At 71.8% G+C, this 12,702-nt stretch carries 13 protein-coding genes; all 13 read left to right on the top strand.

Annotation, left to right across the window (positions count from 1 at the left end):
• Nucleotides 1-6 precede the first annotated feature (6 nt).
• Nucleotides 7-363, top strand: coding sequence for a DUF6167 family protein (locus OO54_RS14450; protein ID WP_033203279.1), 357 nt, complete (start codon nucleotides 7-9; stop codon nucleotides 361-363).
• Nucleotides 363-3,032, top strand: coding sequence for an alanine--tRNA ligase (gene alaS / locus OO54_RS14445; protein WP_033203278.1), 2,670 nt, complete (start codon nucleotides 363-365; stop codon nucleotides 3,030-3,032). Before OO54_RS14450 ends, alaS begins: the two co-directional genes overlap by 1 nt.
• 2 nt (nucleotides 3,033-3,034) lie before the next feature.
• Nucleotides 3,035-3,499: a Holliday junction resolvase RuvX gene (ruvX, locus tag OO54_RS14440; protein ID WP_030693079.1), complete on the top strand. Its 465-nt coding sequence runs from the start codon at nucleotides 3,035-3,037 to the stop codon at nucleotides 3,497-3,499.
• Between the two features lie 102 nt (nucleotides 3,500-3,601).
• Complete coding sequence (gene mltG, locus OO54_RS14435) at nucleotides 3,602-5,377, top strand: endolytic transglycosylase MltG (protein WP_033203277.1); 1,776 nt, start codon at nucleotides 3,602-3,604, stop codon at nucleotides 5,375-5,377.
• Entirely contained in the window at nucleotides 5,377-6,204 is an 828-nt protein-coding gene (locus OO54_RS14430; RefSeq protein WP_033203276.1) for a shikimate dehydrogenase, read from the top strand. Before mltG ends, OO54_RS14430 begins: the two co-directional genes overlap by 1 nt.
• A 46-nt stretch (nucleotides 6,205-6,250) precedes the next feature.
• On the top strand, nucleotides 6,251-6,478 hold the full coding sequence (locus OO54_RS14425; protein ID WP_033203275.1) for a hypothetical protein: 228 nt from the start codon (nucleotides 6,251-6,253) through the stop codon (nucleotides 6,476-6,478).
• Between the two features lie 114 nt (nucleotides 6,479-6,592).
• Entirely contained in the window at nucleotides 6,593-7,777 is a 1,185-nt protein-coding gene (gene aroC, locus OO54_RS14420) for a chorismate synthase (protein WP_017242236.1), read from the top strand.
• Complete coding sequence (locus OO54_RS14415; protein WP_017242235.1) at nucleotides 7,774-8,295, top strand: shikimate kinase; 522 nt, start codon at nucleotides 7,774-7,776, stop codon at nucleotides 8,293-8,295. The genes aroC and OO54_RS14415 overlap by 4 nt, the downstream gene beginning before the upstream one ends.
• Nucleotides 8,292-9,386 carry a 3-dehydroquinate synthase gene (aroB, locus tag OO54_RS14410; protein ID WP_033203274.1) on the top strand — a complete coding sequence of 365 codons (1,095 nt, stop codon included), beginning with the start codon at nucleotides 8,292-8,294 and terminating at the stop codon, nucleotides 9,384-9,386. Before OO54_RS14415 ends, aroB begins: the two co-directional genes overlap by 4 nt.
• Nucleotides 9,383-9,829 (top strand): type II 3-dehydroquinate dehydratase, encoded by a 447-nt coding sequence (gene aroQ / locus OO54_RS14405; protein ID WP_017242233.1) that lies wholly within the window; start codon nucleotides 9,383-9,385, stop codon nucleotides 9,827-9,829. The genes aroB and aroQ overlap by 4 nt, the downstream gene beginning before the upstream one ends.
• A 471-nt stretch (nucleotides 9,830-10,300) precedes the next feature.
• Complete coding sequence (locus tag OO54_RS14400; protein WP_418953271.1) at nucleotides 10,301-10,903, top strand: AAA family ATPase; 603 nt, start codon at nucleotides 10,301-10,303, stop codon at nucleotides 10,901-10,903.
• 70 nt (nucleotides 10,904-10,973) lie between these two features.
• Nucleotides 10,974-12,086, top strand: a complete 1,113-nt coding sequence (locus OO54_RS14395; protein WP_033203273.1) for an aminopeptidase P family protein — start codon at nucleotides 10,974-10,976, stop codon at nucleotides 12,084-12,086.
• A gap of 49 nt (nucleotides 12,087-12,135) precedes the next feature.
• Nucleotides 12,136-12,702, top strand: a complete 567-nt coding sequence (gene efp, locus OO54_RS14390) for an elongation factor P (protein WP_017242230.1) — start codon at nucleotides 12,136-12,138, stop codon at nucleotides 12,700-12,702.

Raw genomic sequence — 12,702 nt, 5'->3', positions numbered from 1 at the left:
GCCGCGATGTTCCGCCGCACGTTCTGGTTCACGGCCGGCGCAGCCGCCGGTGTGTGGGCCACCACCAAGGTCAACCGCAAGCTGAAGCAGCTGACCCCCGAGAGCCTCGCGGCCCAGGCGGCGAACAAGGCCGTCGAGACCGGCCACCGCCTCAAGGACTTCGCCCTCGACGTGAGGGCGGGCATGCTCCAGCGCGAGGCCGAGCTGGGCGAGGCGCTCGGGCTCGACGCCCCCGTGGACCAGGGCACCGCCCTCGACCGCGAGCTTCCGGAGCCCCGCCGCAGGGCCGCGCTCGGCACCACGCCGTTCAAGACCACGCATTCAATTCCCACGATCCCGTACAACCGGAATGAGGACCACTGATGGAGTCGGCTGAAATCCGCCGCCGCTGGCTGAGCTTCTTCGAGGAGCGCGGGCACACCGTCGTCCCTTCGGCGTCGCTCATCGCGGACGACCCGACTCTGCTGCTCGTCCCCGCCGGCATGGTGCCCTTCAAGCCCTACTTCCTGGGTGAGGTCAAGCCGCCCTTCACGCGCGCTTCCAGCGTGCAGAAGTGCGTGCGCACGCCCGACATCGAGGAAGTCGGCAAGACCACCCGCCACGGCACGTTCTTCCAGATGTGCGGCAACTTCTCCTTCGGCGACTACTTCAAGGAAGGCGCCATCAAGCTCGCCTGGGAGCTGCTGACCACCCCGGTGGAGCACGGCGGCTACGGGCTGGAGCCGGAGAAGCTCTGGATCACCGTCTACCAGGAGGACGACGAGGCCGAGCAGATCTGGCGCGACGTCGTCGGCGTCCCGGCCGAGCGCATCCAGCGCCTCGGCAAGAAGGACAACTACTGGTCGATGGGCGTCCCCGGTCCCTGCGGCCCGTGCTCCGAGATCAACTACGACCGCGGTCCCGAGTTCGGCGTCGAGGGCGGCCCGGCCGTCAACGACGAGCGGTACGTGGAGATCTGGAACCTGGTCTTCATGCAGTACGAGCGCGGCGAGGGCTCCGGCAAGGACGACTTCCCGATCCTCGGCGAGCTGCCGTCGAAGAACATCGACACGGGCCTCGGCCTCGAGCGCCTGGCGATGATCCTCCAGGGCGTCCAGAACATGTACGAGACGGACACCCTCCAGGTCGTCATCGACAAGGCCACCGAGCTCACCGGCGTCGCCTACGGCAAGGCCCACGACAGCGACGTCTCGCTGCGCGTGGTCGCCGACCACATGCGCACCTCCGTCATGCTCATCGGCGACGGCGTCACCCCCGGCAACGAGGGCCGCGGCTACGTGCTGCGCCGCATCATGCGCCGCGCCGTCCGCAACATGCGCCTGCTCGGCGCCACCGGCCCGGTCGTCCAGGACCTCGTCGACACCGTGATCAACACGATGGGCGAGCAGTACCCGGAGCTGGTCACCGACCGCAAGCGGATCGAGACCGTCGCCCTCGCCGAGGAGGCCGCGTTCCTCAAGGCCCTCAAGGGCGGCACCAACATCCTCGACACCGCCGTCACCGAGACCAAGGCCGCCGGCGGCACGATCCTCGCCGGCGAGAAGGCCTTCCTGCTCCACGACACGTGGGGCTTCCCGATCGACCTCACCCTGGAGATGGCCGCCGAGCAGGGCCTCTCCGTGGACGAGGACGGCTTCCGCCGCCTGATGAAGGAGCAGCGGGACCGCGCCAAGGCCGACGCCAAGGCCAAGAAGACCGGCCACGCCGACATGACCGCGTACCGGGAGATCGCCGACGGCAACGGCGCCACCCAGTTCACCGGCTACACCAACACCGAGGGCGAGACCACGGTCGTCGGTCTCCTCGTCAACGGCGTCTCCTCGCCGGCCGCCTCCGAGGGCGACGAGGTCGAGGTCGTCCTGGACCGGACCCCGTTCTACGCCGAGGGCGGCGGCCAGATCGCCGACCAGGGCCGGATCAAGCTGCACAGCGGCGCCGTCATCGAGGTCCGCGACGTCCAGCAGCCGGTCCCCGGCGTCTCCGTGCACAAGGGTTCCGTGCAGGTCGGCGAGGTGACCGTCGGCGCCACCGCGTACGCCTCCATCGACGTCAAGCGCCGCCGGGCCATCGCCCGCGCCCACTCGGCCACCCACCTGACCCACCAGGCGCTGCGCGACGCCCTCGGCCCGACGGCCGCCCAGGCCGGTTCCGAGAACCAGCCCGGCCGCTTCCGCTTCGACTTCGGTTCGCCGAACGCCGTCCCCGGCGCCGTGCTCACCGACGTCGAGCAGAAGATCAACGAGGTCCTCTCGCGCGAGCTCGAGGTCCACGCCGAGGTCATGCCGATCAACGAGGCCAAGCGCCAGGGCGCCATCGCCGAGTTCGGCGAGAAGTACGGCGAGCAGGTCCGCGTCGTCACCATCGGCGACTTCTCCAAGGAGCTGTGCGGCGGTACGCACGTCGGCAACACCGCCCAGCTGGGTCTGGTGAAGCTGCTCGGCGAGTCGTCCATCGGTTCCGGCGTGCGCCGCATCGAGGCCCTCGTCGGCGTCGACGCGTACAACTTCCTCGCCCGTGAGCACACGGTCGTCGCCCAGCTCCAGGAGCTGGTCAAGGGCCGTCCCGAGGAGCTGCCGGAGAAGGTCTCCGCCATGCTCGGCAAGCTGAAGGACGCCGAGAAGGAGATCGAGAAGTTCCGTGCGGAGAAGGTCCTCCAGGCCGCCGCCGGTCTGGTCGACTCCGCCCAGGACATCCGCGGCCTCGCCCTGGTCACGGGCCGGGTGCAGGACGGCACCGGCGCCGACGACCTGCGCAAGCTGGTCCTCGACGTGCGCGGACGCTTCCCGTCCGACCGCCCGGTGGTCGTCGCCCTGTTCACCGCGGTCAACGGCAAGCCGCTGACGGTCATCGCCACCAACGAGGCCGCCCGTGAGCGCGGTCTCAAGGCCGGTGAGCTGGTCCGCACCGCCGCCAAGACCCTCGGTGGCGGTGGCGGCGGCAAGCCGGACGTCGCCCAGGGCGGCGGCCAGAACCCGGAGGCCGTCGGCGAGGCCATCGCCGCCGTCGAGCGCCTCGTGGTGGAGACGGCGTGACGATGCGCCGCGGCCGCCGTCTCGCGGTCGACGTCGGGGACGCCCGGATCGGGGTCGCCTCGTGCGACCCCGACGGGGTCCTCGCGACGCCGGTGGAGACCGTGCCGGGACGTGACGTCCCGGCCGCCCACCGGCGGCTCCGCCAGATCGTCGAGGAGTACGAGCCCATCGAGGTCGTCGTGGGCCTGCCCCGCTCGCTCAGCGGGCGGGAGGGACCGGCCGCGACCAAGGTCCGCGCGTTCGCCCGGGAGATGGCCAAGGGCATCGCCCCGGTGCCGGTGCGTCTCGTCGACGAGCGGATGACCACGGTCACCGCGACCCAGGGGCTGCGGGCCTCCGGGGTGAAGGCCAAGAAGGGGCGGTCCGTCATCGACCAGGCCGCCGCTGTGATCATCCTTCAGAACGCTCTTGAGTCCGAACGGGTATCAGGTAATCCTCCCGGCGAGGGCGTCGAAGTGGTCATCTGATCGCGATACGGTAACGTTCCGCGCGATGCGGCGGTGTTCGAATAGTTGCCGCACTACGTAGAGGCGGATCGTCCGGAAGCCTCGCGGCTGTTTTGGGGATCGATGACTGAGTATGGCCGGGGCCCTGGCTCCGAACCGTGGCACCCCGGGGACCCGCTGTACGGGGACCAGGGGTGGGAGGGCCAGCAGCAGTACCCGCACCCGCAGCAGGCGAGCCAGTACGGCCAGGGCGCTCACGGCTACGAGGACCCGTACGGCCAGGCGGGCCAGGGCTACCAGGGCGACCCCTACCAGCAGCAGTCGCAGCAGCAGCACTACCAGCAGCAGTCGCAGCAGCCGCAGGGCTACGTGGACCCGCAGTACCAGCAGTACCAGCAGCAGTCGCAGTACCAGGAGCACCAGCAGCAGGCGCAGCAGCCTCAGCAGCAGTACGGGACGGGGTACCCGGGCGGTTACGACACGCCCGGGAGCCTCGGACAGCAGTACGACGGCAACTGGGAGACCGGCCAGGCGGCGATGGCGTACGGCGCGCCCCCGGCCGATCCGTACGGCGGCCAGAACCCGGACCTCTACGGCACCCCCGAGGCCTACCCGCCGCCGCAGCCCCCCGGCCACCGCCGGACCCCGCCGGAGCCGGTGATCGACTGGGCCCCGGAGGAAGAGGCGAGCCCGGAGCCGGAGGAGGAGCAGCACGCCTTCTTCACCGGCGAGGACGACCACGACGACGAGTACGACGAGGAACCGGCCGGCCGGGGCTCCCGCGGCGGCGACCGCGAACGCCGCAGCAAGGCGAAGAAGCGCAAAGGCAAGAACGGCGTGGCCTGCCTGGTCGTCGCGCTCGTCCTCGCGGGCGGCGTCGGCGGCATCGGCTACTTCGGCTACCAGTTCTGGCAGGGCGAGTTCGGCGCGGCACCCGACTACACGGGTAGCGGCAGCGGGGACGTCCAGGTCGAGATCCCCAAGTCCGCCGGCGGCTACGAGATCGGCAACATCCTCAAGAGGGCGGGCGTCGTCAAGAGCGTCGACGCCTTCGTCTCGGCGCAGCAGAAGAACCCGCGCGGCCTCTCGATCCAGGCGGGCGTCTACACGCTGAAGAAGGAGATGTCGGCCGAGAGCGCGGTCGCGCTGATGCTCGATCCGGCCAGCCAGACCAACTTCGTCATCCCCGAGGGTCGGCGGAACGTCTGGGTGTACGAGCAGATCGACAAGAAGCTCGACCTCAAGCCGGGCACGACACAGGGCGTCGCGAAGGCGAAGGCGGACGACCTGGGCCTGCCGGAGTGGGCCAAGAACCACAAGAACGTGAAGGACCCGCTGGAGGGCTTCCTCTTCCCGGCGAGCTACCCGGTCGCCAAGGGCAACAAGCCCGAGGACGTGCTCCGCAAGATGGTGAGCCGCGCGAACCAGGAGTACGGGAAGCTCGACCTGGAGGCCAAGGCGCAGGCGCTCGGCGTCGAGAGCCCCTGGGAACTCGTCACGATCGCGAGCCTCGTCCAGGCCGAGGGCGTGTCGCACGACGACTTCCGCAAGATGGCCGAGGTCGTCTACAACCGGCTCAAGCCGTCGAACCCGCAGACCTACGGCGGGCTGGAGTTCGACTCGACGTACAACTACATCAAGAACCAGAGCGAGATCGACCTCACGCTCGAAGAGCTGCGGAAGTACGACAACCCGTACAACACGTACTTCGTCAAGGGCCTGCCGCCCGGTCCCATCGGCAACCCCGGCGTCGAGGCGGTGCAGGGGGTGCTCAGCCCGACGAACGACGGCTGGTACTACTTCATCTCGATCGACGGCAAGACCTCCCAGTTCACGAAGACCAACGCCGAGCACCAGAAGCTGGTCGACAAGTTCAACGAGTCGAGGAAGAAGAACTGATGGCGGCAGCACGCCGTGCGGCGGTCCTCGGATCGCCGATCGCCCACTCGCTCTCCCCGGTCCTGCACCGGGCCGCGTACGCCGAGCTCGGTCTCGACGACTGGTCGTACGAGCGGTTCGAGGTCGACGAGGCCGCCCTGCCGGGCTTCGTCGCGGAACTCGACCGCTCGTGGGCGGGCCTGTCGCTGACCATGCCGCTCAAGCGGGCGATCATCCCGCTCCTCGACGAGGTCAGCGACACGGCCGCCGCCGTGGAGGCGGTCAACACGGTCGTCCTCCGCGAGGACGGCCGGCGGGTCGGCGACAACACCGACATCCCCGGCATGATCGCAGCCCTGCGCGAGCGGGGCGTGGACAAGGTGGAGTCGGCGGCGATCCTCGGCGCCGGCGCCACCGCCTCCTCAGCGCTCGCCGCGCTCGCCCGGATCTGCGGCGGCCCGGTCACCGCGTACGTACGGAGCGAGGCGCGCGCCGCGGAGATGCGCGGCTGGGGCGAGCGGCTCGACGTGGACGTCCGTATCGCCGACTGGGAGCGCGCGGCCGAGGCCTTCGCGTCGCCGCTGGTCGTCGCGACCACCCCGGCCGGCACCACCGACGCCCTCGCCGCCGCCGTCCCGGACGCCGTCGGCACCCTCTTCGACGTCCTCTACGACCCCTGGCCCACCGCGCTCGCCGCCGCCTGGTCCGACCGCGGCGGCAAGGTCGTCGGCGGCCTCGACCTCCTCGTCCACCAGGCCGTCCTCCAGGTCGAGCAGATCACGGGCCGCACGCCCGCCCCGCTCGCGGTCATGCGGGCGGCGGGAGAACAGGCGCTGGCCTCCCGCTAGGCTGAACCGCCATGCCGAGCGGCGGAACACGGGGGAACACGGCGACATGGGTGAGGGACTGACGCTCGCGTCCAAATGGGACACGGCGATCGACATCGCGCTCTTCTTCAGGATGGTGATCTTCGGCCACCTGCCCGAGTGGCTGCGCCATCCGCTCCTCGCCGCCGGTCTCGCCGGCCTCGTGCACGTGGGCCTCGGGTGGCTGCGCACCCGCTTCGGCGGGTCCCCGGACGAGGACGAGCCTGTCCAGGAACTCGACGTCCGCGTCCGATAGATGGACCGGAGGCCGGGTTCGTCCCCGGGACGTGAAAGGATCGGGGGCGGCGGGCCAGGGCCGCGCACCCGGCCGTGCCGTCGCAGTGCCCAGGCGCGAGCATGAGGAGCATCGTTGAGCAGGTTGCGTTGGCTGACCGCTGGGGAATCCCACGGACCCGCGCTGGTCGCGACACTGGAGGGTCTTCCCGCCGGCGTCCCGGTCACCACTGAGCTGGTGGCGGACCACCTCGCGCGGCGACGCCTCGGCTATGGGCGTGGCGCCCGGATGAAGTTCGAGCAGGACGAGATCACCTTCCTCGGCGGTGTCCGCCACGGGCTCTCCCTCGGCTCCCCGATCGCCGTCATGGTCGGCAACACCGAGTGGCCCAAGTGGGAGAAGGTCATGTCGGCCGACCCGGTCGACCCGTCGGAGCTCAAGGAGACGGGCCGCAACGCGCCCCTGACCCGGCCCCGGCCCGGCCACGCCGACCTCGCCGGCATGCAGAAGTACGGCTTCGACGAGGCCCGGCCGATCCTGGAGCGCGCCAGCGCCCGGGAGACCGCCGCCCGCGTCGCCCTCGGCGCCGTCGCCCGGTCCTTCATCAAGGAGGCCGCCGGCATCGAGATCGTCTCGCACGTCGTCGAGCTGGCCGCCGCCAAGGCGCCGTACGGCGTCTACCCGACCCCCGGCGACGTCGAGAAGCTCGACGCCGACCCGGTCCGCTGCCTCGACGCCGACGCGTCGAAGGCGATGGTCGCCGAGATCGACCAGGCCCACAAGGACGGCGACACCCTCGGCGGCGTCGTCGAGGTCCTCGCGTACGGGGTGCCCGTCGGCCTCGGCTCGCACGTCCACTGGGACCGGCGTCTCGACGCCCGGCTCGCCGCCGCCCTCATGGGCATCCAGGCCATCAAGGGCGTCGAGGTCGGCGACGGCTTCGACCTCGCCCGCGTGCCCGGCTCGAAGGCGCACGACGAGATCGTCCGCACCGAGGACGGCATCAAGCGCACCTCCGGCCGCTCCGGCGGCACCGAGGGCGGTCTGACCACCGGCGAGCTGCTGCGCGTCCGCGCCGCGATGAAGCCGATCGCGACCGTCCCGCGCGCCCTGGCCACCATCGACGTGGTCACCGGTGAGGCGACCGCCGCCCACCACCAGCGCTCCGACGTCTGCGCCGTCCCCGCCGCCGGCATCGTCGCCGAGGCCATGGTCGCGCTCGTCCTCGCCGACGCGGTCGTCGAGAAGTTCGGCGGCGACAGCGTCCCCGAGACCCGACGCAACGTCCAGTCCTACCTCGACAACCTGCACATCCGGTGACCGGCGGCCCACTGGTCGTCCTCGTCGGGCCCATGGGGTCCGGCAAGTCCACGGTGGGCGCGCTCCTGGCCGCGAAGCTGGGCGCGCCCTACCGGGACACCGACGCCGACATCGTCGCCGCCGAGGGACGCGAGATCTCCGACATCTTCGTCGAGGACGGCGAGGAGCACTTCCGGGCCCTCGAACGGGCCGCGGTCGCCACGGCCGTCGCCGAGCACGAGGGCGTCCTCGCCCTCGGCGGCGGCGCGGTCCTCGACGACGGGACCCGCGCCCTGCTGGCCGGGCTGCCCGTCGCGTACCTCTCGATGGACGTCGAGGAAGCGGTCCGCCGGGTCGGCCTCAACACCGCGCGGCCGCTGCTGGCCGTCAACCCGCGCCGCCAGTGGCGCGAGCTGATGGACGCGCGCCGCCACCTGTACACCGAAGTCGCCCGGGCCGTCGTCGCCACGGACGACCGCACCCCCGAAGAGGTCGCCGACGCGGTCCTCTCGGCACTGGATCTGAAGAAGGACGCATGACGGACCAGGAAACGACCCGTATCCACGTCGCGGGCAGCGCGGGCACGGATCCGTACGAGGTGCTGGTCGGCCGACAGCTGCTCGACGAGCTTCCCGCCCTGATCGGCACCCAGGCCAAGCGGGTCGCCGTCATCCACCCGGAGGCGCTCGCCGACACCGGTGAGGCGCTCCGCGCCGACCTCGCCGAGCAGGGCTACGAGGCGGTCGCCATCCAGGTGCCGAACGCCGAGGAGGCGAAGACCGCAGAGGTCGCCGCCTACTGCTGGAAGGCGCTCGGCCAGACCGGCTTCACCCGCAGCGACGTCGTCGTCGGCGTCGGCGGCGGCTCCACCACCGACCTGGCCGGCTTCGTGGCCGCGACCTGGCTGCGGGGCGTGCGCTGGATCGCCGTACCGACCACCGTCCTCGCGATGGTCGACGCGGCCGTCGGCGGCAAGACGGGCATCAACACCGCCGAGGGCAAGAACCTCGTCGGCGCCTTCCACCCGCCGGCCGGGGTCCTCTGCGACCTGGCCGCGCTGGAGTCGCTGCCGGTGCACGACTACGTCAGCGGTCTCGCGGAGATCATCAAGGCCGGCTTCATCGTCGACCCGGCGATCCTCGACCTCATCGAGGAGGACCCGCAGGCGGCCCGCACCCCGGCCGGACCGCACACCGCCGAGCTGCTCATCCGCGCGATCAAGGTCAAGGCCGAGGTCGTCTCCGGCGACCTCAAGGAGGCCGGCCGCCGGGAGATCCTCAACTACGGCCACACCCTCGCGCACGCCATCGAGAAGAACGAGCGGTACAAGTGGCGCCACGGCGCCGCCGTCTCCGTCGGCATGGTCTTCGCCGCCGAGCTCGGCCGGCTGGCCGGGCGCCTCGACGACGCCACCGCCGACCGGCACCGCGCGATCCTGGAGTCCGTCGGCCTGCCGCTCACCTACCGCGGCGACCAGTGGCCCAAGCTCCTGGAGACGATGCGGGTCGACAAGAAGTCCCGCGGCGACCTGCTCCGTTTCATCGTGCTCGACGGCATCGGCAAGCCGACCGTCCTGGAGGGCCCGGACCCGGCCGTGCTGATCGCGGCGTACGGCGAGGTGTCCGCGTGACCGAGGCGCGTCCGGTCCTGGTGCTCAACGGCCCCAACCTGGGCCGTCTCGGCTCCCGCGAGCCCGACATCTACGGCGCCACCTCGTACAAGGGTCTCGTCGAGTCCTGCCGGACGCTCGGCGCGGAGCTCGGCTTCGACGTCGACGTGCGCGAGACCAACGACGAGGGCGAGATGATCCGCTGGCTCCACGAGGCCGCGGACGGCTCGATCCCGGTGGTCATCAACCCCGGCGCCTTCACCCACTACTCGTACGGGATGCGGGACGCGGCCGCCCAGCGGACCGCGCCGCTGATCGAGGTGCACATCTCGAACCCGTACGCCCGGGAGGAGTTCCGGCACACCTCGGTCGTCGCGGCCGTGGCGACCGGGACCGTGGCCGGCTTCGGGATCGGCTCCTACCGGCTGGCGCTGCGGGCGCTCGCCGAGGAACTCACCGGCTGACGGGGCACCAGGGGACGTCCCCGGCCGTTGCCCTTGTGGGGGTCGGGGACGGTAACGTTCCGGCGTCCACGGATTCCAGAGGCCGACAGACGTACGAGACGGAGTGGCACCGGATGCAGCACGCAGTGGGGGGTCCGCTGCCACCGCCCGAACGGCCGGGGCAGGCACCCGACCCCGGCCCCGCGCCGGGACCGGCGGCGGACGGAGGCGCCCGTACCGCGCCCCCCGTCCCCCCGACCCCGCCGCAGGGGACCCCGTACGCGACCGGGAGTGCACCCGACGGTCCAGGGGGGCGCCCCGCGCCATCCGCAGGCACCGCCTCCGCACCCGGCGCCCGGAGCGCCGCCGGCCGGCCCGGGAGGACCGGGGTGGGGCGGGTCCGGGGCCGTACCGCAGCGGCAGGCCGCGGCGCCGTACCCGGCCGCGCCGCCGCAGCGTGCGGACCTGACCGGGCACGTACCGCTGCCGCCCGTGGGCGCGCCACCGGCGCCCGCGGAGCACGGCGGGGGGACCGGCACGGCCACGCTCGCCGTCCTGCTGATCGGGCCCGCGGGGGCCGGCAAGACGACCGTCGCGCGCCACTGGGCGCAGCGCCGGCGGGTGCCCACGGCGCACATCAGCCTCGACGACGTCCGCGAGTGGGTCTGCTCCGGGTTCGCCGACCCGCAGTCGGGGTGGAACGAGCACTCCGAGGCGCAGTACCGGCTCGCCCGCCGGACCTGCGGCTTCGCCGCGCGCAACTTCCTCGCCAACGGGATCTCCTGCATCGTCGACGACGCCGTCTTCCCCGACCGGCCCGTCGTCGGGCTCGGCGGCTGGAAGCGGCACGTCGGGCCCGGCCTGCTCCCGGTGGTCCTGCTGCCCGGTCTCGAGGTCGTCCTGGAGCGCAACGCGGAGCGGAGCGGCAACCGGCGCCTCTCGGACGAGGAGGTCGCGGCCATCCACGGCCGGATGGCCGGCTGGTACGGCTCGGGGCTGCCGATCATCGACAACTCCACGTACGACGTCGAGACCACCGCCCGCGTCCTCGACGACGTCCTGGCCCGCGCGATCGCGAGCCCGCCCACCTGGTGACCCCGGCGTCCGGCGCCCGGTCGGCCGCCCAGAACAGGCCGCCGCGGCGCTCTGCTCGTACGCTCGGAGCATGTCAGAGGTGTATGCGGACCGCCGTGTGCGGCTGCGCGACCGCTGCGCGGCCGCGGGCAGCCCGGCGGCCCTGGTCTCCCGCCCCGCCAACGTCCGCTATCTCGCAGGCGGTTCGCCGCCGGGCGCCGTACTGCTCGTCGGCTCCGAGCCCGACGCGGACGTACTGCTCTGTCCCGTCGCTCCGGGCGTCGAACCGGCCGACGGACGGCTCGACGAACTGCTGAGACAGCAGGTCCTGCCCCCAGGAGGAGGCGATCCGGCGGTCACGGCCGTCGACCTGGCCCGCCGGGCTGGCGCGGACGCGCTCGCCGTCGAGGAGCACGACCTGACGGTGGCCCGGCACCGGGCCATGGGATCCGCCGCGCCCGGACTCCACCTCGCCGACCTCGCCTGCGCCGTCGAGCAGCTCAGGATCGTCAAGGACGAGGACGAGATCGCCTGCCTCCGGATCGCCGCCGAGATCGCCGACCAGGCCCTCGGCGAGCTTCTGGAGTCGATCCTCGTGGGCCGCACCGAGCGCCACCTCGCCCTGGAGCTGGAGCGCCGGCTCGTCGACCACGGCGCCGACGGGGCCGCGTTCCCCACCTCCGTGGCGACCGGCCCGCACTCCGGGCGCCGTGGACACCGGCCGACCGACCGCCGTGTCGAGGAGGGAGATTTCCTCTCGGTCTGCCTCGGCGCCGACTACCGCGGCTACCGGTGCGAGATCGGCCGCACCTTCGTCATCGGCACCACCCCCGCCGACTGGCAGATCGAGCTGTACGAGCTCGTCTTCGCCGCTCAGCGCGCCGGACGGGAGTCCCTCGCGCCGGGCGCCGGGTACCGGGACGTGGACCGCGCGGCCCGGCAGATCCTGGACGCGGCGGGCCACGCGGAGGCCGCCGTGCCGCTCACCGGGCACGGGGTGGGGCTCGAAATCGACGAGGACCCGCAGCTCTCACCCTCCGCCATGGGTAAACTGGACGCTTGTGTGCCGGTCACCGTCGAACCGGGGGTCCACCTCCCGGGCCGGGGCGGGGTCCGGATCGATGACACGCTCGTCGTGCGCCAGGAGGCGGACGGCGGACCCGAGCTACTCACCATCACGACCAAGGAGCTGCTCGCGCTGTAAGGCGCGTACGCCTCCCAGGTCCCACGTCAGTCCAGGAGATTCCGCAACCGTGGCTTCCACGAACGACCTCAAGAACGGCATGGTGCTCAAGCTCGAAGGCGGCCAGCTCTGGTCCGTCGTCGAGTTCCAGCACGTCAAGCCCGGCAAGGGCCCGGCCTTCGTGCGCACCAAGCTCAAGAACGTCATGTCCGGCAAGGTCGTCGACAAGACGTTCAACGCCGGTGTGAAGGTCGAGACGGCCACCATCGACCGCCGCGACATGCAGTTCTCCTACATGGACGGCGACTACTTCGTCTTCATGGACATGGAGACCTACGACCAGCTGCACGTCGACCGCAAGTCGGTCGGCGACACGGCCAACTTCCTCATCGAGGGCTTCACCGCCTCGGTCGCGCAGCACGAGGGTTCGGTGCTCTACGTCGAGCTGCCGGCCGCCGTCGTGCTGACGATCGAGCACACCGACCCGGGCGTCCAGGGCGACCGCTCCACCGGTGGCACCAAGCCCGCCAAGCTGGAGACCGGCCACGAGATCCAGGTCCCGCTCTTCATCACCACCGGTGAGAAGGTCAAGGTCGACACCCGCACCAGCGACTACCTCGGCCGGGTGAACGACTAA

Source organism: Streptomyces wedmorensis, from assembly GCF_000716445.1.
GTDB lineage: Bacteria > Actinomycetota > Actinomycetes > Streptomycetales > Streptomycetaceae > Streptomyces > Streptomyces wedmorensis.
The sequence above is the reverse complement of the archived record's forward strand: the minus strand, read 5'-3'. Positions and strand labels throughout refer to the sequence as shown.